The 21,296-nt window shown below is 49.2% G+C and carries 20 protein-coding genes; 12 read left to right on the top strand and 8 right to left on the bottom strand.

Going from position 1 to position 21,296, the window contains the following annotated elements:
• Positions 1-33: 33 nt before the first annotated feature.
• The 4 genes from CLC91_RS02205 (at position 34) to CLC91_RS02190 (ending at position 4,763) form a co-directional block, all read left to right on the top strand.
• The gene (locus CLC91_RS02205; protein ID WP_095497319.1) at positions 34-2,889 is read left to right on the top strand and encodes a valine--tRNA ligase; all 2,856 of its coding nucleotides are present in this window, start codon (positions 34-36) and stop codon (positions 2,887-2,889) included.
• Between the two features lie 255 nt (positions 2,890-3,144).
• Positions 3,145-3,444 (top strand): type II toxin-antitoxin system RelE/ParE family toxin, encoded by a 300-nt coding sequence (locus CLC91_RS02200; protein ID WP_095497584.1) that lies wholly within the window; start codon positions 3,145-3,147, stop codon positions 3,442-3,444.
• A 2-nt stretch (positions 3,445-3,446) separates the two neighbouring features.
• Positions 3,447-3,725, top strand: coding sequence for an addiction module antidote protein (locus tag CLC91_RS02195; protein WP_095497318.1), 279 nt, complete (start codon positions 3,447-3,449; stop codon positions 3,723-3,725).
• A gap of 309 nt (positions 3,726-4,034) precedes the next feature.
• A complete protein-coding gene (locus tag CLC91_RS02190; protein ID WP_095499909.1) occupies positions 4,035-4,763 on the top strand; it encodes a lipid-binding SYLF domain-containing protein in 729 nt (242 codons plus the stop codon).
• A 2-nt stretch (positions 4,764-4,765) separates the two neighbouring features.
• Here the strand turns inward: CLC91_RS02190 and CLC91_RS02185 are convergent, their stop codons facing one another.
• Both CLC91_RS02185 and tyrS read right to left on the bottom strand, forming a co-directional pair.
• Positions 4,766-5,524 (bottom strand): glycosyltransferase family 25 protein, encoded by a 759-nt coding sequence (locus CLC91_RS02185; RefSeq protein WP_095497316.1) that lies wholly within the window; start codon positions 5,522-5,524, stop codon positions 4,766-4,768.
• A complete protein-coding gene (gene tyrS / locus CLC91_RS02180) occupies positions 5,521-6,729 on the bottom strand; it encodes a tyrosine--tRNA ligase (protein ID WP_095497315.1) in 1,209 nt (402 codons plus the stop codon). Before tyrS ends, CLC91_RS02185 begins: the two co-directional genes overlap by 4 nt.
• A gap of 130 nt (positions 6,730-6,859) precedes the next feature.
• On the opposite strand from tyrS, the gene CLC91_RS02175 reads away from it, so the two are divergent.
• Genes CLC91_RS02175 through CLC91_RS02165 form a run of 3 tightly spaced genes read left to right on the top strand, consistent with a single transcriptional unit; the run spans position 6,860 to position 10,191 of the window.
• Positions 6,860-8,227 carry a peptidoglycan DD-metalloendopeptidase family protein gene (locus tag CLC91_RS02175; protein ID WP_095497314.1) on the top strand — a complete coding sequence of 456 codons (1,368 nt, stop codon included), beginning with the start codon at positions 6,860-6,862 and terminating at the stop codon, positions 8,225-8,227.
• On the top strand, positions 8,224-9,342 hold the full coding sequence (locus tag CLC91_RS02170) for an anhydro-N-acetylmuramic acid kinase (protein ID WP_095499908.1): 1,119 nt from the start codon (positions 8,224-8,226) through the stop codon (positions 9,340-9,342). The genes CLC91_RS02175 and CLC91_RS02170 overlap by 4 nt, the downstream gene beginning before the upstream one ends.
• Positions 9,343-9,396: 54 nt before the next feature.
• Positions 9,397-10,191 carry a class I SAM-dependent methyltransferase gene (locus CLC91_RS02165; RefSeq protein WP_095499907.1) on the top strand — a complete coding sequence of 265 codons (795 nt, stop codon included), beginning with the start codon at positions 9,397-9,399 and terminating at the stop codon, positions 10,189-10,191.
• Positions 10,192-10,203: 12 nt separating this feature from the next.
• On the opposite strand, the gene CLC91_RS02160 is transcribed toward CLC91_RS02165, so the two are convergent.
• From CLC91_RS02160 to CLC91_RS02145, 4 genes are all read right to left on the bottom strand, one after another.
• Positions 10,204-13,332, bottom strand: coding sequence for an efflux RND transporter permease subunit (locus CLC91_RS02160; protein WP_095499906.1), 3,129 nt, complete (start codon positions 13,330-13,332; stop codon positions 10,204-10,206).
• 4 nt (positions 13,333-13,336) lie between these two features.
• On the bottom strand, positions 13,337-14,437 hold the full coding sequence (locus CLC91_RS02155) for an efflux RND transporter periplasmic adaptor subunit (RefSeq protein WP_095497310.1): 1,101 nt from the start codon (positions 14,435-14,437) through the stop codon (positions 13,337-13,339).
• A gap of 159 nt (positions 14,438-14,596) precedes the next feature.
• Positions 14,597-14,947, bottom strand: coding sequence for an iron-sulfur cluster insertion protein ErpA (erpA, locus tag CLC91_RS02150; protein WP_095497583.1), 351 nt, complete (start codon positions 14,945-14,947; stop codon positions 14,597-14,599).
• Position 14,948: 1 nt separating this feature from the next.
• Positions 14,949-15,719, bottom strand: coding sequence for a DUF6776 family protein (locus CLC91_RS02145; RefSeq protein WP_125828469.1), 771 nt, complete (start codon positions 15,717-15,719; stop codon positions 14,949-14,951).
• Positions 15,720-15,805: 86 nt separating this feature from the next.
• Here CLC91_RS02145 and CLC91_RS02140 point away from each other — a divergent pair, with 86 nt between their 5' ends.
• The 5 genes from CLC91_RS02140 (at position 15,806) to CLC91_RS02120 (ending at position 20,532) form a co-directional block, all read left to right on the top strand.
• On the top strand, positions 15,806-17,464 hold the full coding sequence (locus CLC91_RS02140; protein WP_408634185.1) for a chloride channel protein: 1,659 nt from the start codon (positions 15,806-15,808) through the stop codon (positions 17,462-17,464).
• Between the two features lie 166 nt (positions 17,465-17,630).
• Positions 17,631-18,923, top strand: coding sequence for a glutamate-1-semialdehyde 2,1-aminomutase (gene hemL, locus CLC91_RS02135; protein ID WP_095499905.1), 1,293 nt, complete (start codon positions 17,631-17,633; stop codon positions 18,921-18,923).
• 366 nt (positions 18,924-19,289) lie between these two features.
• Positions 19,290-19,736, top strand: a complete 447-nt coding sequence (locus CLC91_RS02130; RefSeq protein WP_095499904.1) for a hypothetical protein — start codon at positions 19,290-19,292, stop codon at positions 19,734-19,736.
• Between the two features lie 230 nt (positions 19,737-19,966).
• Positions 19,967-20,137, top strand: coding sequence for an acetyltransferase (locus CLC91_RS02125; protein WP_095500022.1), 171 nt, complete (start codon positions 19,967-19,969; stop codon positions 20,135-20,137).
• Positions 20,137-20,532 carry a type II toxin-antitoxin system death-on-curing family toxin gene (locus CLC91_RS02120; protein ID WP_095499903.1) on the top strand — a complete coding sequence of 132 codons (396 nt, stop codon included), beginning with the start codon at positions 20,137-20,139 and terminating at the stop codon, positions 20,530-20,532. Before CLC91_RS02125 ends, CLC91_RS02120 begins: the two co-directional genes overlap by 1 nt.
• 55 nt (positions 20,533-20,587) lie before the next feature.
• Here the strand turns inward: CLC91_RS02120 and CLC91_RS02115 are convergent, their stop codons facing one another.
• Positions 20,588-20,800 carry a helix-turn-helix transcriptional regulator gene (locus CLC91_RS02115; RefSeq protein ID WP_095497302.1) on the bottom strand — a complete coding sequence of 71 codons (213 nt, stop codon included), beginning with the start codon at positions 20,798-20,800 and terminating at the stop codon, positions 20,588-20,590.
• Positions 20,800-21,225: a hypothetical protein gene (locus tag CLC91_RS02110; RefSeq protein ID WP_095499902.1), complete on the bottom strand. Its 426-nt coding sequence runs from the start codon at positions 21,223-21,225 to the stop codon at positions 20,800-20,802. The genes CLC91_RS02115 and CLC91_RS02110 overlap by 1 nt, the downstream gene beginning before the upstream one ends.
• Positions 21,226-21,296 lie beyond the last annotated feature (71 nt).

The raw sequence follows: 21,296 nt of genomic DNA, 5'->3' as shown, positions 1-21,296 counted from the left end.
TAACTAACTACCGCTAGAGATTGACCGAATTTTATGGATACTACCTACAATCCGCAAAGCCTAGAACAAGCACTGTATAAGGCTTGGGAAGAGAAAGGTTACTTTAAGCCATCCGGTGACCAAAGCCTTGGCAACTACTGCATCATGATCCCGCCACCAAACGTTACCGGTAGCCTTCACATGGGACATGCATTCCAAGATACCATTATGGACACCCTAACCCGTTATCAGCGGATGAAAGGCAAAAACACCTTATGGCAAGTGGGCACAGACCACGCCGGTATCGCCACCCAAATGCTGGTAGAGCGCAAGTTAGAAGCGGAAGAAGGAAAAACGCGCCACGACATAGGCCGTGATGCCTTTATGGAAAAAGTGTGGGACTGGAAGAACCATTCCGGTGGCACCATTACTCAGCAATTGCGTCGTTTAGGCGCCTCTGTGGACTGGGAGCGTGAACGCTTCACCATGGACGAAGGTTTATCCAAAGCGGTGCAAGAAGTATTCGTACGCTTGTACCAAGACGACCTTATCTATCGCGGTAAGCGCTTGGTTAACTGGGACCCTAAGCTGCACACCGCCATTTCCGATCTGGAAGTTGAAAACAAAGAAAAGAACGGCCATATGTGGCACTTCCGCTACCCATTAGCGGACGCCAACCTAACTAAAGATGGCAAAGACTATTTAGTGGTTGCCACTACTCGCCCAGAAACCATGTTGGGTGACTCCGCCGTTGCAGTAAACCCGAACGACGAGCGCTACAACGACTTAATTGGCAAAGAGATCATCTTACCCATTGTGAATCGCCGCATTGTGATTGTGGGCGACGAACACGCCGACATGGAAAAAGGCACGGGTTGCGTGAAAATCACCCCAGCTCACGACTTCAACGACTACGAAGTGGGCAAACGCCATGGTTTGACCATGGTCAACATTTTCACTCCAAATGCTGAAGTTCGCCGCGACGCTGAAGTTATTAACAGCGACGGCACAGTCAATAACGACATTCACATCAGCTTGCCAGAGGCTTATGTCGGTCTTGAGCGCTTTGCTGCTCGTAAAGCGGTAGTTGCTGAGTTTGAAGCCTTAGGCCTACTTGAAAAAATTGACGACCACAGCTTAATGGTGCCTTACGGCGACCGTTCCGGCGTGGTGATTGAGCCTCTGCTTACCGACCAATGGTATGTGGCGGTAGCGCCCATGGCAAAAACCGCTCAAGAAGCCGTAGCTAACGGCGACATTAAGTTTGTACCGCAGCAATACGAAAACATGTACAACGCTTGGATGAACGACATTCAAGACTGGTGCATTTCACGACAGCTGTGGTGGGGACATCGCATTCCCGCTTGGTACGACGAAAGCGGCAAGGTTTACGTTGGTCGCAGCGAACAAGAAGTTCGTGAGCAAAACCAATTGCCGGCCGATGTGGTACTTCGCCAAGACGATGACGTGCTCGACACCTGGTTTAGCTCGGCGCTGTGGACATTCTCTACCCTAGGTTGGCCAGAAGACACCGACGCCTTGCGTACCTTCCACCCAACCGATGTACTGGTTACCGGCTTTGACATCATTTTCTTCTGGGTTGCGCGGATGATCATGATGACCATGCACTTCTGCAAAGACGAAAATGGTAAGCCGCAGGTGCCATTTAAAACGGTTTACGTAACCGGCCTTATTCGTGACGAACAAGGCAACAAGATGTCGAAATCTAAGGGTAACGTGCTGGACCCATTAGACATGATTGACGGCATTGACTTAGAAAGCTTGGTGGCTAAGCGTTGTGGCAACATGATGCAGCCACAATTGGCGAAGAAGATTGAAAAGTCGACTCGTAAAGAATTCGCCGACGGCATTAACGCTCACGGTACCGACGCCCTACGCTTCACCCTTGCAGCCATGGCGTCAACCGGTCGCGACATTAACTGGGACATGAGCCGTTTAGAAGGTTACCGCAACTTCTGCAACAAGCTGTGGAACGCCTCGCGCTACGTGCTCATGAACACCGAAGAGCACGACTGCGGCATTAACGGTGGCGACATGGAGCTTAGTCTTGCCGATCGCTGGATCCTAGGCCAATTCAACCAAACCGTCGCTCAAGTAACCGAGTCCATCGATAACTACCGTTTCGACATGGCGGCCAATGCGCTTTATGAGTTTACTTGGAACCAATTCTGCGACTGGTATTTAGAGCTCACCAAACCGGTACTCGCCAATGGCAGCGAAGCGCAACAACGCGCCACTCGCCACACCTTGATTACCGTATTGGAAGCCCTGCTGCGCCTAATGCACCCTGTTATGCCGTTTATTACCGAAAGCATTTGGGATCGAGTGAAACCGGTGGCCGGAGTAGAAGGCGATTCCATCATGCTGGCCGCATACCCTCAGTTCAATGGCGAGCAAGTAAACGAGCAAGCCATGGCGGAATTGGAATGGCTTAAGCAGGTTATTGTTGCGGTTCGAAACGTCCGTGGCGAGCTTAACATTGCCCCATCGAAACCACTTAACGCATTGGTTCGCAGCATTAACGATGACGAGCGAGCCCGCTTAAACGCCAACGAAACCTTCCTGTTCCGCTTGGCCAACCTAGAAAGCATCAGCGAACTTGGCGAAGGCGAAAAAGCACCGATGTCGGCCACACAATTAGTGGGCAACATGGAGCTGCTGATCCCAATGGCCGGCTTAATCGATGTCGAGGCGGAAGTGGCACGTATCGATAAGCAGATTGAAAAAATCAATCAAGATATGCAGCGCACCGCTGGCAAGCTTAATAACGCGAACTTTGTTGCCAAAGCACCGGCTGCGGTTATCGACAAAGAGCGCGCTAAGCTTGAAGAGATGCAAACCAACATCGCAAAACTCAACGAGCAAAAAGCGGAACTGCAGTCGCTGTAAATAGAGCCTGACGGACTACAGCGAAACCGATAAGCTCTGCTCTCATGATAATGCCACTCGTTTCTTAAGCGAGTGGCATTTTTTAAACTTGATTCCTATGTACATCGTTAGCTTTTAGTGTAAATGATGATGTCACCCAAATTACTTATGCTCGGTTAAGTCGCCGTTGCCCCCTTGGCGCTTCACCATTTTCATTAAAAATCTACGCTGGATATCATGTGGCTTTAATGTAGCCTACGAGCTACAATGTGTTTTATGAAATATGAAGTATTACAAACGGACACGTTTAAGAAATGGCTTGGTAAGTTAAAAGATCGCCAGGCCATTAAAGCAATTGCACTAAGACTAACGCGAGCAGTGAACGGTAACTTAGGCGATGTAAAAGCGATTAACGGTCCATTAAGTGAAATGCGGATATTTGTCGGTAAAGGTTATCGCTTATATTTCACGATACGTAATGGTCAGGTGGTTATACTGCTTTGTGGTGGCGATAAATCATGCCAAAGCCGTGATATTGAAAGAGCCAAACAATTACTGTCTAAGTTGGAGAATTGAATATGACTGAGCAATTAACGGAATTTAATCCATTTGAATTTATGGAAACTCAAGACGAAATTAATGCGTTTTTACTTGAGTGTTATCAAGATGAAGACCCTAATACTTTTGTTACGGCATTAGGCCAGTTAGTAAAACTGCACGGCGTAAGCAGTGTAGCCGAACAAGCGGGCTTAAACCGCGAAAGTATGTATAAAACCTTTAACGGTAAAACGCAGCCCAAGTGGGATACTATTGTTCGCGTAATGAAAACCTTGCACGTGAATATGTCGTTTGCATAAGTTGCAAAGCTAACGCTGAAAATAGCGATAGGCAGCATTGCAATAGCAGCGCCGGAAATCCGTTTCATAGCTAACTCCAAAATACGGTCATCTTCAAATCAGTGTCGTCGTTTGCAGAGGCACAATTATCAGCGCCTACCAAAAAGTTATCAGGTTATTGATAGCTGTGCAAAATAACAGCAACACCCTCAGCTTCTAGAAGCGCTCGCTTTTCATTTCTGCACCGCTTTTTAACGAATTCAAACCAAGCGAGATTTTTGCTAGCGCCATGATTACTATGTACGCCTTGTTAATGAGCGAGGTGTAATTATGCAGTGTCGTCATCAATTGTTTGGCTGGCTATTGGCTGCCGTTTTCATGTGCAGCGGTTGCGCATCAAGCTCCATTCAATCTGCTGATACCAAGCAAGCGCTCAGCGGCAACGACGCGCATCAATTAACTCAGCTGAGCTTGCAAAACCTACAAACCTTTATGACCCAAGAGCACTGGTCTTCGGTTAAAAACCTCTCCGGCTCAGCCAAAGCCATTGTTATTATTCCTAGCGGCCGTCAGGCGGGCTTTATTGTGGGCGGACAATGGGGGCGCGGTATTTTGCTGGTGCGCCACCACCAAGATTGGAGCGATCCCATTTTTATTAAGCTTAACAGCGTTCAAGTCGGCTTATTGGCCGGTGCTCAACAGGTGAATGGCATTGGTGCCATTTTAAGCAACCAAGCGTTAGAGCGGGTATTTGAAGGCAAGTATCGCTTTGGTGCCGCCGGTGACACCACCTTAGGCCCCGGCTTTAGTGGCAAAGCTGCCGGCTCAACCCATGGCATTGAGGTACTCATGGTGTCGTCTAACCAAGGGGCGTATTTAGGCGGTTCGTTCGAAGGGTTAAAGCTATCGCTGGATATGGAATACAACCGCCAAGCCTACGGCGACGATTTTAGCGTGAAGGCGGTACTGGCTAATCGCAAAGGCGGCAATTACCCAGCCGCGGCTCACATTCAACAACAGTTGTCGCAAGCCGCGTATGAGTCAGTTTATGGCGACTAAACTCAGCGTTTAGCTTGATAACTCGGCAAGGCTGGCAGCCGCTTACGATGCTGCCAAAGCTTAAGGTTATAGTCGATGTTCAAGCTTAGCTTGTGCCAAAGTGAGTGTTTTACTTTGGCTCGCACCGACGAGTTATCGATATCGCTATCAAACCCGCCCATAAGCACTGGAATAGGCTTCACTACAAAGCAGCGCAAATCCTTTTCAAACCAATACTGCAGATCTTTATCCACTGGTCGGCGGATCGGCAACGCTGTGTCGATAAGCTTTTTAGCCCCCTCAGCTGACACGAATTGTCCTGTGGTGGTGGAAGACAACTTAAGTCCTTGATGCAAATGAATGCCGTCACCCAAATCAATGCCTTGCTGAACCGCCGGGATGTTACTACCGGTTGACAGTTTTAAGTAATCCCAATCACGGCTTAACTTAGGCACTTTGCTTAACAACAGTCCCAGTTCATCGGTGAGCTTAGAATCGTCTTCCAAAATCAAAGCGTAGTCTAAGCCTTCATCGACAATTTTTTTCCAGCAGAAATAATGGCTTAAGTAACAACCTATCTCGCCAGCATTCAGCTGTTTAAAGTAATGGCGACGATTCACTTCGGCATCGTAGTACTGCGCCATTTCATCGTCGCTTAAGTCACTGCCACGGGTTGCAGAAACGCGTTCAAACTCAATGCCCAAACGCTGACACTCTTGGCTCACTTTATCTAAGCGCTCGGTGCTTGAATCTAAGTTGATTACGAAAACGCGCCAGTTCATTTTAGGGTCACTCGAGCAAATTTGCGTTTGCCAACCTGATACACCTTAGTGCTTGCTTCGCTTAACTGTAGGCGACTGTCGGTGACTTTCTCGCCATCGATTTTTACCGCACCTTGCTTAATCATACGCATGGCATCCGAGGTGGAGTTAACCAGCCCGGCGTCTTTCAGTAAGTTGGCTATGCCCAGGCCATCGCCAATCGCTAACTCAAATTCAGGCATCTCATCGGGAATGGCGCCTTTTTGGAAGCGGGCAATGAAATTGGCTTCGGCTTGCGTGGCCGCGGCGTCATCGTGGAAGCGAGCAATGATTTCTTTGGCCAGCAAAATTTTAGTATCGCGAGGATTGCTGCCGCCAGCAACTTCGGCTTTAAGCGCCGCCACTTCGCTAAGCGGACGGAAGCTTAACAGCTCATAGTAGTCCCACATCAGCTCATCGCTAATGGACATGATCTTGCCAAACATCTCATCCGGCGCATCACTCACACCAATGTAGTTGTTTTGCGACTTAGACATTTTCTTAACGCCATCAAGCCCAACCAACAGTGGCATCATGATCACCGATTGCGGCTTTTGCCCTTCGCCTTTTTGCAGCTCGCGACCCATCAACAAATTGAACTTTTGATCGGTACCACCCAGCTCGACATCGGCAGTTAACGCCACCGAATCATAGCCTTGCAATAAGGGGTATAAAAACTCGTGGATGGCAATGGCGGTACCTGAGGCGTAACGCTTTTTAAAGTCGTCGCGCTCAAGCATGCGGGCTACGGTTTGCTGCGCCGCCAGCTTAATCATGCCACCCGCGCCAAGCTCTTCGAGCCAGCTGGAGTTAAACTCAATGCGGGTTTTAGCTGGATCCAGAATTTTGAACACCTGCTCTTTGTAGGTTTCAGCATTGCGCAGCACGTCTTCGCGGGTTAGCGGCGGGCGGGTGCTGTTTTTACCGGACGGGTCACCCACCATAGCGGTGAAATCACCAATCAAGAAAATGACTTCGTGACCCAACTGTTGGAACTGACGCAACTTGTTAAGAATAACCGTGTGGCCAAGGTGAATATCGGGAGCAGTTGGATCGGCACCCAACTTGATGCGTAAAGGACGCTTTTCTTTCAACTTTTCCAATAATTCAGACTCCACCAATATTTCATCGGTGCCACGTCTGATCTCCGCCATAACGGTTTCTAAATCCGCCTCAAAATGCGCCATAGTCTCGCTCGCTCCTAATTAGGGCCATAAATCTAAAAATGGGCTTAATGTTACTTGTTAGCCACTATAATTGAAAGTGTGTACACTAGGGCTTGATGATTAAAGCCGTGCTCAAGACTCTCGAATATTCATGCGTAAACTGATTACCTTTTACAAATCTTTGCCAAAAAAGCATCAATCCATTTTAGCCGCCGTGACCTTACTTGTGGTGGTTGTGCTGTTACTGCCAACAGATGATGCCGCTGCTTCCCGCGATTACGACGACAGCAAATCTAATCAACGTATTGATTTACAACTGGATTTATCCAGTGATTCGGCGCAACGCCAACCCAACACCCTAACCCCAGTTAGAGCCAACATTAGCGCATCTAAAGCCACATCAGAGGTGCAAGCGCCGACGCAAACGGAAACTAAAATCACGGAAACCAGTTACACCGTAGAATCCGGAGATTCCCTCGGCAAACTCTTCAGCCGTGCGGGTTTGAGCCCAAGAGACACCTACGATGTGACCCAGCTTGCAAAAGCTAAAAAATCCCTAATTAAAATTATGCCCGGTGAGCACATTCTCATTCGAACCAATGAAAACGGTCAATTTGCCGGCTTAACCTACGACATTTCCAAGACCAAATACCTAGTGGTCAACAAAGATGACAAGGGCTTATCGGAATCGGTTTTTGAACGTCCGGTAGAAATGGTGGAGCAATTTGCCGGCGCCACCATCACCAGCAACTTTTGGAACGCAGGCATCACCGCGGGGCTAACGCCGGCTCAAATCATGAATTTGGCGGAGATCTTTGGCTGGAACGTGGATTTTGCCTTGGACATTCGCAAGGGCGACCACTTTAGTGTGCTCTACGAAAAGAAATACATCGACGGAGAAGCGGTTGGTAACGGCAACATTATTGCCGCGCGCTTTAGCAACCAAGGCGAGAGTTTCGATGCCATTCGCTACAGCGACGGCCAGTATTACAACAGCGAAGGACGCGCCATGAAAGGGGCTTTCTTACGCTCCCCTGTCGACTTTACTCGGGTAAGCTCCAACTTTAACCCACGAAGACTGCATCCGGTTACCGGCAACGTTCGCCCCCACAATGGTGTGGATTACGTCGCTCCGGTGGGAACGCCCATTAAAGCCGCCGGTAATGGCCGAGTGGTGGCGTCTACCTACAATAATCTCAATGGTAACTATGTGTTCATTAAACACAGCGATACCTACACCACTAAATACTTGCACTTAAGCAAACGACGGGTAAAGAAAGGCGACTATGTTAAACAAGGCCAAATCATTGGTAACTTGGGGGCAACCGGGCGCGTTACCGGCGCGCATTTGCATTATGAATTCATCGTTAACGGCGTGCACCGCAATCCGCGTACGGTTAAATTGCCAAAGTCTGAGCCGATTAAAGCCTCAGAAAGAGAAAAATTCCTAGCGCTGGCGAAACCCACAATTGCCCGACTTGAACAACAACAGCAACTGCGAATGGCGTCATCACAATGATAAAGGACTATTTCATCGGGCTTATGTCCGGCACCAGCATGGACAGTGTCGACGCGGCACTGGTGGGCTTTGACGAGCAGGGTAAACCGCATCTGGTGAGCAAACACAGTGAAACCATCCCCGCTCCGCTGCTGCAAAAGCTGCACGGCATCACCACCCCTGGCCACGATGAAATTAATCGGCTAGGACAGTTAGACCGAGAAGTCGGTCGCTTATTTGCCAAGGCTACGCTAGCGGTTATTGAGCACAGCTCGGTGGCTCCAAAAGACATCACCGCCATTGGCAGTCACGGCCAAACCATTCGCCACATGCCCGAGCTCGAACAAGGCTTTAGTTTGCAAATTGGCGATCCTAACACCATAGCCCTCAACACCAACATAGACGTCATCGCCGATTTTAGACGCAAAGACATAGCTCTCGGTGGCCAAGGCGCTCCATTGGTTCCGGCGTTTCATCAAGCGGTGTTTAGCGCAACCGAGCAGCCCACTTTGGTTATCAACATTGGTGGTATCGCTAACGTCACCTATTTACCAGCAAAGGGCTCGCAACAGCCGGTAGTGGGGTTTGATACCGGCCCGGGCAACACCTTAATGGACGCTTGGTGCCGCCAATCGCTTAATCAAGCTTTTGATACCAACGGCACGATAGCCGCCAGTGGTACCACAGAGCCGCAACTGCTGAAGGCTCTACTCAGTCACCCCTATTTTGCCCAACCCTATCCCAAAAGCACCGGCCGCGAGCTTTATAATCAAGCCTGGCTGTCACAGCAGCTTAGCGATTACATCAACTTAAGCGACGCCGATGTGTTATCGACACTGCTGGACTTAACCTGCGACAGCATCACCGACCAATGCTTAAAGCTGGCCAATAAAGGCCAAATTATGGTGTGTGGGGGAGGCGCATTAAACCCAGAGCTCATGAAACGCCTGCAGCACAAAATGCCTCGATTTGAAGTCACCACCACCGACAGTCAAGGCATCGAAGCACAATGGGTTGAAGCCATTGCGTTTGCCTGGCTTGCTAAGCAATTCATGGCTAATAAAACCTCGAATCTGCCCGCGGTTACCGGCGCCTCACGCGCAGCCGTGTTAGGCGCTTTTTTTCCGGCAAACTGAACTCATTAAGCCATTTGTGTTCTAAGCTATACATCTGAACCGCAGGTGGCTTTTATGACAACAACCGACAAATACTTGCGTGTAAACACCGACAGTTGGGATGCACGCACCAAAGATCATTTAAATTCCAATTTCTATAATGTGGCTGGGTTTCTGAAAGGTGAAACCTCGTTGCAAGAAATTGAATTGGCTGAATTGCCCGAGGTTAAGGGTAAGCGGGTGCTTCATCTGCAATGCCACTTCGGTATGGATACGCTGTCGTTGGCTCGCATGGGCGCCAGTCGAGTGGTTGGGGTGGACATTTCACCGGTGGCCATAGATGCCGCTAAACAGCTGGCGCATCAAACTCATCTTGATCATGTGGAGTTCATTTGCTGCGACGTATTGAGCTTGCAGCAACACCTTCAAGCCCCGCTAGAATTTGACCTGGTATTTGTCTCCTATGGCGCCCTATGTTGGCTAGCGGATCTAAACGCCTGGGCCCAGCTCATTCATCACTATTTAGCCCCCCAAGGTCAGCTTTATTTGGCCGAGTTTCACCCTTGCTATACCTTGGTATATGACAAAGCCAGCTATTTTTTCCAATCACAGCCAGATCATTTCGAAGAGCAAAGCTATGTGGAGGGGCACCAACAAAGCCAGCCTTTTTATTGTTGGTCTCATTCCATTGCTGAGGTGGTGTCAGCATTAATCGATGCCGGGCTTAAGCTGCAAATGCTGCATGAATTTGATTTCAGCCCCTACGATTGTTTTGAACAGTTAGAAGAGCGCCAGCCGGGTCGATATTACCCCGCCGGCATTCCTCATAATGTGCCTATGGTGTTCTCGCTGCTGGCGCAAAAAGCTTAAGCAGCCATTACTTTAAGCAGCAATGTCTTGCTGGTTATCAGCGGCTAAGCGCACTGGCGCTGCCTTGCGCTTAGGCCGGTCTCTTAGGTTGATCAAGCAAGGCGTTAAAATTAACGTCAGCAGGGTAGCAAACGCCAAGCCTCCCGCCACCGCCGTCGCTAATTGCGACCACCACTGGGTCGATGGCGCGCCAAAGAGCACTTCGCGGTTAACCAAGTCCACGTTCATTTTAAGCACCATGGGCAATAAGCCTAAAATGGTGGTAATGGTGGTCAGCATTACTGGACGCAAGCGTTGCGCACCGGTGCGCAAAATGGCTTCTTCGGTGGACATGCCTTGGCGTTTAAGCACGTTGTAAGTGTCAATCAACACAATGTTGTTATTCACCACAATGCCCGCCAGTGCAATCACTCCGATACCGGACATTACCACCCCAAAGGCCGACCCAGTAATGAGCAACCCTAAGAATACCCCCACCGTAGAAAACAGCACCGCGGTTAAAATCAGCCCAGCTTGATAGAAGCTGTTAAACTGGGTCACCAAAATAATCGCCATCACAAACAAAGCCACAAACAGCGCATTGAGCAAGAAGGCTTGCGATTCGTTTTGCTCTTCATTCTCACCGCGCACTTTAATGTTCACCCTAGGATCGATGCCCATGTCTGGCAACATGGCCTGCAGGCGTGGCAAGTGCACCCCTAGCTGCTCCCCCGGTGCCATGTCGGCTTGTACCGTCAGCACACGACGACCATCAACACGGCGAATCGAGTCAACTTTGGCATCGGGTCTGCGCTCAACGAAGTTGGAAATCGGCACTTGGCCGTATTGGGTTTTCACCCGCAACTCGTCCAATCGCAAAATGTTGCGCTTGTCTTGTGGGAAGCGAACCCGTATGTCTAACTCATCATCGGCGTCGTCGGGGCGATATTCGCCAATTTTAAGGCCGTTGGTCACGAATTGAACCGTGCTGCCCACAAGGCTGGCATCGGCACCAAAGCGCGCCGCTTTTTGTCTGTCCACAATCAGCTGCCATTCAATACCGTCTTTAGCGCTGTTATCGTCAACGTTCACAAACGCCGCGTCGGCTTCTAAAATGCCTTTAATTTTTCGGGCAGTTTCATTAAGCAATTCCGGGAATCGCGAGCTAAGCTCTAGTTTCAGATCTTTACCGCCACCGGGGCCTGCCTGATCTTTACGAACCTCCACTTCAATACCGCCTAAATCGGCGACCGCCGCGTTCACATCGGCCACTACGGTATCGGCCTTAGGTCGAATCTTCCAATCCACTAGGTTCATGCGTAACGAGCCAACCCGATCGTTACCACCCACTCGACTGTATAAGGTTTCTAAGCCTTCAATGGGTAACAGGCGTTGCTCCACCTTATGCATGATGTCGTCTTTTTCATCAATGGATAAATCCCCCACCGAACGCACCGTTACGTTAAGCCCTGCAGGCTCAATGGTTGGGAAGAACTCCACCCCAAGCCCTGAACGAGCAAAGGCGAAAATGATTGAAAACGCGAGCAAAAAGGTAGCCAGTAGAATTTTCCAAGGGTTGCGAATGGCGCCCCGCAGCATTCTGGCGTAAACCCCAGAGGCCCCCTTTAGCTGGGTCACATCGCCGCTTTCTGCAATCTTAATTTGGTGCTGTTGAGCGTCGCTGATAAGCCGTGGCTTACCAAACAAGCTGCCCAGCACCGGCACAAACAGCAGCGCCATGACCAAAGACGCCGACAAGGTCGCTATCAAGGTCAGTGGCAAATAGCGCATAAACTCGCCCATGGTATCCGGCCAAAACAGCAAGGGCCCAAAGGCTGCGAGCGTAGTGGCGGTTGACGCGATAATGGGCCAGGCCATGCGCTTAGCTGCTTCGGCGTAGGCTTCTTTTCTAGGCGCTCCTTCCATCATGCGACGGTCGGCATACTCGGTCACAACAATGGCACCGTCCACCAGCATGCCCACCGCCATAATCAAGGCAAACAGCACCATCATGTTGATGGTTAAGCCGCCAACAGCCAACACCAAAATGCCGGTAAGAAACGAGCCGGGAATGGCGATGCCCACCAAAGAAGCACTGCGCCAACCTAGGGCGGCAATAATAACGATCACCACCAGAATAATGGCCGACAGTACGTTATTTTGCAGATCCGTCAGCATCTCTTTAACGTCTTTCGAGGCGTCACCGCTGTAGTCGATGCGCAAATTAGGCGGCAAAAATTCCTTTTGCTCATCCATCAGTTGCTTAACCAAGTTAACCGTATCTATGATGTTCTCACCGGGACGTTTTTTGACTTCTAGGGAGACCGCCATTTCACCGTTTAGGCGGGCGTAACTGGTGGCGTCTTTATAAGAGCGTCGAATAGAGGCCACGTCGGAAAAGGTAATGACTCTATCGCCATCCACTTTAATAGGCATGTCGAGCACGTCTTTAATGCTCTCGAACACCGACGGCACCTTCACCGCAAAACGCCCTTTGCCGGTGTCCATGGTACCTGCCGCAACCAAGCGGTTATTTCGGGAAATCAGATTGAAAATATCACCTTGGTCGAGCTGATAGCTTTCCAACAACAAGGGGTCGACAATGATCTCTAGAATGTCTTCACGGTTGCCGCCAATGTCCACTTCCAAAATTTCACGGTTAGCCTCGAGCTTGTCGCGCAAATCGCGGGCGAGCTGAATTAAGGTGCGCTCGGGCACTGTGCCAGATAGCGTCACAGTAATAACCGCTTTTTGATTGGCCATGGTCACTTCGTTAACCGTGGGCTCTTCGGTATCGTCGGGTAATTTGGCTTTGGCAATGGTTACCCTATCGCGCACATCCGCCAGCGCTTCTTTAGGATCAAAGCCTGCGATGAACTCAAGCACCACGCTGGCGTGGCCTTCCGAGGCGGTGGAGCGAATTTCTTTAATGCCTTCGAGCGAGCGCAGCTCTTGCTCCATGGGCCGCACCAACATACGCTCAGCATCTTCCGGGGAAATGCCATCGTGGGTAACCGACACGTATATAATAGGAATGGTGATATCCGGCTCAGCTTCTTTCGGAATGCCGTTAAAGGTCACCACCCCGGCAATCAAAATAAGCACCAACAGCATGCACATAGTGCGGGCTCGCGACAAGGCGGCGCCAATTAATGCCAACATAGTATTAGCCCCCGCTTTGCTCTCGAACGATTTCGACTTGATCGCCGGCGCGAACAAAACCTTGACCTAATGAAATCACATCAATTTCATCACCAACGCCACTGGTCCACACCTCATCGCCATCGGCTTTAACCAGCTGAATGGGATGAAACTCAACCGTGTTGTCGCTATTAACGCCTTTAATGCCCAAATTGCCCTGCTCGTCTAAAGCTAACAAAGCAGGCGAAATTTTAATGGCCTTTTGGGTTTCTAACGGAATCGACAGCTCGGCGCTGCGGCCGGCCCTTAAAATGCCCTGCTCATTATCAATTGCCAACTCCACTTTAAAGGTATTGGTGTTGGGGTTTGATACGGTAGAGATAAAACGAATGGTGCCGTTGGCAACGGTGTTATCCACAAAGGTCGCCGAGGCGGGACTGCCTTTCTGCAAATAGCTGACATCGGCTTCGGTAACATCGGCGCGCACAATCAGTGGATTTAAATCGGTTACTGTACCGACTCGATCGCCTATGCCCACGTATTGCCCCACTTCTACGTGGCGCTCGTTAAACACGCCATCAAACGGCGCTCGAATCACGGTTTTTTCTAGCTCTAATTCAATTTTACGAACCTGAGCGCGGGCATTATCCAGCGCCGCTTGGGTGGTGGCCAGGGTGAGCTCACCTTGCAAGCCTTGCTGCTTAAGCGCTTGAATGCCTTCAAACTCAATGCGACGCTGCTCGAGATCGGCTTTGGCCGTGGCTAACTGCAGTGCTCGCGCTTCTGGCGCAATGCGCAATAACGGCTGGCCTTTGCTAACTTTGCTGCCGCGCTTAGCGATGACTTCAATAATGGCGCCTTTGGCTTCGGCTTTCAGCTCCACCTGACGATTAGGCTCGGTACGACCGTACAGAGTTAAATTTTTGCTGACGTTTTGGGCCTTAATGTGGCGAACTTGCACCTTAGCTAGCAGCAATTGCGGTTGTTCGCTGGCACTTTTAGATTGAATGGGCTCTTTATCGGAAAAGGCGCCTGAAGCGACCCACAGAACCACAGCAACGAATACGATAATGGCGAGAATGAATGGCTTGCGCTCTAACAAGGAGCCAGACTTGGATGCAGACATACAGCAAGTGTTCCAATTATTATTATGACTGCAAAGAATTATGCCAGAAATCGCGGCCGAGGGTGAATTGAAATGTTAACGATTGTTACATTGTATACACAAACGAGCGATGCCATTATTAATGACATCGCTTCGCGTTTAAGCTGAGATGGGAAGTCGCTAGACTGAGAAGCTCGCACCACAGCCGCAGGTGGTGGTGGCATTGGGGTTATTCACAAAAAAGCGGGAACCTTCAAGACCCGAAGTGTAGTCTACGGTGCCGCCCATTAAATATTGCAAGCTCATAGGGTCTACCACTAACTGGACCCCTTCTTTCTCAACGGTAAAGTCACCTTCGTTAACTTTTTCATCAAAGGTAAAGCCATATTGAAAGCCTGAGCAGCCACCGCCAGTTACGTAAACCCGCAGTTTTAATTGCTCATTGCCTTCTTCTTCCAGCAAGGTTTTAACCTTACTCGCCGCATCATCGGTAAAATAAATCGGCATTGCTGCTTCGGCTTGTTCGCTCATGTTAATCATTCTCTACTACATTAGGCTTGGCGGGATTATCTATTACCCGAGTATCTTGTTCAAGTATTGCTTGTCCATCTTCTGCGCCAATTAACACTTCTTGGTAGTCAAATTTAGCGGTGGTGGTGGCTGCTTTAGTACTGCCTCGCGCTGAAACCCGCACCACCACTTCGACCCGTTGCGGTTCAAACCCTTCAGGCAACACATAACTTCCGGTAATAAATTGGAAATACTGGAAGTTAAATTGCTTATTTATGTCATTGACGGCCATATCTGAAAGCCGAAAACGCTGGGTCTTGCCATTTTGTACGCCAAAAAAGGTAACATCGACCACACCGCGCACCGAGGTTTTGCGTTTTTTCAGTTGCGCAAGTACGAGGCGAAAATCGTATTTGTTAGGCAGCGCGCCCGAGCGAATTTCCATATCACTGGCGTACACCCCTTCTGCCGCCATTTCCGGAGCCATGACCGAGCGGTAAAAATCCAGCTCTTCAGTTACTTTGGTTAGGCGACCTTGCAAGGTATTAAAGTCCACCTGCATTTGTTTTAAGGTTTGCTTTTCAATGCTTAAATCGAGCTTAGAGGTGGACAGTTGTTGACGAGCGTCGGTAAGCGCTTGCTGTTGTTGTTGGTATTGTTGCTGCCAATAGTCACGCTGTACATCCGCTTGGTGCCACAAGCCGTATTTGGCTAACCAACCAGCAAAATAAGCCAGTACCACCATGGCGATGATTGAGCCGAGCCTTGGATGTAAGCTCCTCTCCCAATTCAAAAATTTCCGCCATTTGGATTTTATTCCTTGCATTCACTCGGTTCCTGTTTGATAGACTAAAGCGATACGGTTAAAAAGGAATCACTTTGGAAAAACTGAGAGATACTTTGGCACAGGCGAACACCAGTATCCAGCTAAATGCGTTAGCTTTAGTGTTTGCTGTGATCTGTTCCATAGTCATCATTGTTTTCCGGTTAGCGGTTGAGCTGATTCAAGGGCTGTTGGCCATATCAGACGCCGACTACAGTGTATTAGGGGTCGACTGGCGGGTGCTGCTGCCGGTCATAGGCGCGCTGCTGATTTGGCTGATCATTTATCGAACCCAACCCAATAACCGTCGCATGGGCATTGCTTATGTGCTGCATCGTATCAAGCTGTTTTCTGGGCACATTCCGACTCAAACCCTCACCGGTCAATTTGTTCACGCGCTGATTGCCTTGGTGTGCGGCTTTTCGGTAGGGCGCGAAGGCCCGTCGATTCACTTAGGGGCAACCACTGCCAGCACCTTGTCGCAACAATTGCGATTGCCGGACAATGCCATGCGCATTCTCGCCTCCAGTGGCGTTGCCGCTGGTATTGCCGCCACCTTTAATACGCCGCTGGCGGCGGTTATTTTCGTGTTCGAGGTGATCTTGCGAGAATACCGGATGCAATATTTGTTTCCTATTATTATTGCGGCCATTTGCGGCGCTTTAGCCAGCCACTTAGCCTTTGGCAATGTGCATGAGTTCGACAGTATAGCGGTGCTGGCTCTGCCCATTAGCCAATACCCGATTTTGATTTTTGCCGGGGTACTGTTTGGCGTGTTGGCGGCGGCGTTTAACTACTCCTTAGTGACCGTGACCCGCCAATCAGCACCTTGGCCTCTGGGCGTGCGCATGGTGCTGGCGGGGGTAATAACCGCGCTGGTTGGCTTTGCTTTTCCGCAAGCTCTAGGTACCGGTGAATCGGCCATCTTACTGGCGGTGAGCGACTCTCCAGCAATTATCTTATTGTGTTTGGTGCTCATTGCTAAAGTGATTGCCACCGTCGCCGCCATTGGTCTTGGCATACCGGGGGGGCTAATAGGGCCCATGTACGGCATCGGCGCGCTACTAGGCGCAATTGTAGCCTGGATCAGCGCCAGCATTTGGCCAGAAGTCGGCCCCTATGTTGGCTTATATACCGTAATTGGCATGTCGGTGATGTTTTCCGTGGGCCTCGGTGCCCCCTTAGCAGCCTTGGTGGCTTTGGTGGAGCTCACCGGTGATGTGTCGGTGATATTGCCCGCCATGTTTGTCACCATTCCCGCCTTTTTAATTTGTTATCAGGGATTTGGGGTGCGCTCGATTTTGCTGCAGCAGCTGGACATCAGTGGTCTCGATTATCGCTCTCCGCCCATGGAGCAAGCGCTGCAAAAATACGGCGTTCGTCAGATCATGGATCGACGGCTGGTGATTGTGCAACACGACCGAGAGCTGTTGTTAGAAGTGCTTAAGCGCGCTCAGGGACGTTCGGTATTATTGCGCCAACCGGACGACAGTATTCACATGATTGAATTGCAAATGCAGTCGTTCGACAACGAAGAAAGCTTAAAAATGCACGCCATTGAAGGGCTACCGGATACCGCAAGCCTCGATAAAGCCTATCAAATACTAGCACCACAAGGCTCTGGAGAGGTCTACATACACGACCAAAACGGCCATCCTGTCGGTGTTATCAGTTGGTCCCATTTAACCCAACTGCTGAAACAAAAAGTGATGTAATTCGGCGTGTAAAAAGTCGGAAACACACTGCCTCTCGTATGTTAACTCGCAACATTTAATCGACTATGTGATCCCTGCTATTGCAAATTCTCTAGGACACCGCAAAATAACCGGATCTTTCATTGCGTTTATAAGCAATAACCGAAAAGGTAATCAAGGAATTCACATGACCCGTTCACAAGAACTTTTTGAACAAGCAAAACAAACTATCCCTGGTGGCGTTAACTCGCCGGTTCGTGCCTTTAACGGCGTTGGCGGCACTCCTCGCTTTATCGAAAAAGCTGACGGCGCTTACATCACCGATGCCGATGGCCAGCAGTACATCGACTACGTGGGTTCTTGGGGCCCGATGATCCTTGGCCACAACCACCCTGCCATCTTAAACGCTGTGGTTGAAACCGCTAAAAACGGCTTATCTTTTGGTGCGCCGACTTCTTTGGAAGTTGAAATGGCGGAGCGCGTGTGCAACTGGCTACCAGCGGTAGACCAAGTGCGCATGGTGTCATCCGGCACCGAAGCCACCATGAGCGCCATTCGCTTGGCCCGTGGCTACACCAACCGCGATAAAATCTTGAAGTTTGAAGGCAACTACCACGGTCACGCTGACTGCTTGTTGGTAAAAGCCGGCTCGGGTTTGTTGACCTTTGGCCAACCAAATTCTCCAGGCATTCCAGCAGACTTTGCTAAGCACACCTTAACGGCGGTTTATAACGACCTTGATTCCGTTAAGGCGATGTTTGAAGAAGTGGGCAGCGAGATTGCGTGTATCATTTTAGAGCCGGTTGCGGGCAACATGAACTGCATTCCTCCGGTTGAAGGCTTCTTGGAAGGCTTGCGTGAAATTTGTGACCAATACGGTGCGCTGCTTATTATCGACGAAGTAATGACGGGCTTCCGCGTTGCTAAAGGCTGTGCTCACGGCCACTACGGTGTTAAGCCGGACTTAGTGACCCTAGGTAAAGTGATTGGCGGCGGCATGCCTGTGGGTGCCTTTGGTGGCAGCAAAGAGGTAATGCAGCACATTTCTCCGGTTGGCGGCGTTTACCAAGCGGGCACGCTTTCCGGTAACCCTGTTGCCATGGCGGCGGGTTTGGCTCAGCTAAACGAGCTGGACAAAGACGGTGTGTACGAAGCCCTATCGGCCAAAACCGAAACCGTAGCGAAGGGCTTTAAAGCGGCAGCTGATAAGCACGGCATTCCAATGAGCATTAACTACGTTGGCGGCATGTTCGGATTCTTCTTCACTGAGCTTGAAAAAGTAACTCGCTTTGACCAAGTAACCGAATGCGACATGGACACCTTCAAGGCGTTCTACCACGGTATGCTAGAAGCAGGCATCTACCTAGCGCCAAGCGCGTTTGAAGCCAGCTTCCTAAGCCTTGCCCACTCAGACGACGACATTGCTCGCACCCTCGAAGTGGCCGACAAGGTGCTAGCGGAAATCGCGGCTAACAAGTAGTTGGCTTAGCGGTTTGCAGACAGCGGTTTTGGAAGGAAGGTGATTAGCTTTGCCTTCGAAAATCGCTGTCAATACTTCCCTGTACGCTCGGCAATTCATCCCTGAATTGGATGTTTTCTACGGCTAAAGCTCATCACCTTCTTTTTAACCGCTGGTCGGCTCATTTCTAACAGCTCTTTTTTAGCGCTTTTGGCGCTCTTAACAAAAACAAACACGGAATCCGGATGCTTGATTATCATCAAGGAATCTTGCTTAGTTGTATGGTTTTATAGGAGATTCTAAGTGGTTGCTAAGGTGTTAGCCACTCTATAAAAAACACTCAAAATAATACCTTGTTAATTGTCATGCTTAGTAAAGGAAAACTTCATGAAGCTCAAAACAGGCTTACTTCTATCGCTAGCACTTATTCTGAATACAACGTATGCATGCAACTTTGAGACAGGTGAGCGGGAACAAGTCGTTCAAATCTCTATCGACGGTAGCGCGAGTGAGGGTTTCCTTACACTTGACGAGCTTTCTAAGAAAAAATTCAAACTCAGTGACGGTGCAAATATAACCGTGTCAATAACGCCAGCGACTGATGAAGAATATCAACAGGTCTTGTCTAAACTAAATGCTTGGAAATACACCGCTGAGCTCGTTAACTTATCTGTATCAGGGGTAACAGGCTCTGGAGCTAAAATTGCGATGAGCTCATTTGCAGGCGCAAACTCCCTTCAAACGTTACAATCGATTGGTGATTCAAAACAAAAAGTCGAAATATTACTCTTAAAGCAGGTCTGTGTCGGACCATCTAAAGAGAAAAACAACTAATCAGTGATGGGGCTCTAATCAGTCGGTTTTAGGCGAATTGCAGGATCAGCATTTACTGCACTATCGATTCGAAATCCTTTCCATATGCCCCGACAAATCCTTACCCATTGTACAGTAGTTATATTCACTCGCGATAGTATAAGATTCAGGGTTTAAAACTAGCAACCTACCGGTCGTTATACTTTAGATCCAAGATGGCCTATACTGCGTCAAGATTGAAGAGGCAAACTATGAACGAAAAAATCCAAAAGTATGGTGTTCAACCTGTTAGTAGACCTAAAATACGTGCCACTAAAAAGCTTGATCTTTCAGGAGCCTATGGTCAGCAAATTGTTCGTTCTGAAACAAAGCTAGTAATACGCACGCACAAAAATACATTTACTAAGTTGGCTGATATGTAATGGAGTTGATTTTCTTTCCCTTTGAAAGGGTTGTAGAAATAAACACATACATACTAGAACACGAACCTGGAATGAAAGGTCGTGTAGATATATCCAAATTGCAAGGCGCTTTAGGACGTATTGATAACGCAATCGCTTACTCCGGCCTCGATGATATTTTCGAAATTGCAGCTAAGTATGCTATCAGCATTGCTGTATCTCATTCATTACCTGACGCCAACAAACGAACAGGTTTAGCTATTGCGTTGGAGTATTTGTCGCTTAATGATTTCGAGCTTACCGCTGACAATGATTTATTCGCTAACGCAATGAGAGACGCAGTACTTGGAGAGCTTTCTGAAAATGATCTGGCAGATTTATTCTATGCTCAATATATTAAAGAGAATAATAGATAACCATATTAAGAAAAAGCTTTGCTCACCAAGTTAACCGCAACCAGCAAGCTCCCCTTTACTCGTTCCAATAAAACACCGCATTAATATCAGTCTCAAATAGTCTGGCTAACCGAAATGCGGTTTCAAGGGACGGCGAGTAGCGACACTGCTCTATTGCTGCGACGGTTTGGCGGGTAACGCCAATCGCCTCGCCGAGTTCAGACTGGGTTAATCCGGCATTTTCTCGCAACGTTTTCACTCGATTAGCGATTGGGAATGTCTTAGCCATTAAATAAAAACTCTTCTATTAAACACGATTTGCAGAATGTACTCGACTAAATGGCTAGCGATTAGGCTTGCAAAACAAGCGTAAAACAGTGCGCTGCCGTTTCCTGTCACTAAAAATGACCCGAGAGATACAAGCACGCCAGTCCCCAAAACGTAGGAAGCCCAGTGCCCTGCTTTTTGGCTAATTAAGCGCTCGCGTTCGTCGCTAGCGGCATTGGCTTCTTTGGGACTGAGTGCGGCCATCACGATATGCCCGATAATCGCAATCACTACGGTAACGCCGGCTAAGGTTAATAGACCTGGTACATTGGGCGACGGCAGTGCGCCGACCTCGGTTGCAACGCTGATTACGTTAACGGCATACAGTATGGCGGCAAGCGACAGTGCAACGAGCATGGTCCAGGCTGATTTTTCTTGAAACGACATAGCAGGCTCCAACTTTAATGTTAAAAAACTTATATGTTAAAAAAACTTAACACGAACTATAGAATTGCGCT

The sequence above is a fragment of the Paraferrimonas haliotis genome (assembly GCF_002282895.1).
Classification (GTDB): domain Bacteria; phylum Pseudomonadota; class Gammaproteobacteria; order Enterobacterales; family Shewanellaceae; genus Paraferrimonas; species Paraferrimonas haliotis.
The sequence above is the reverse complement of the archived record's forward strand: the minus strand, read 5'-3'. Positions and strand labels throughout refer to the sequence as shown.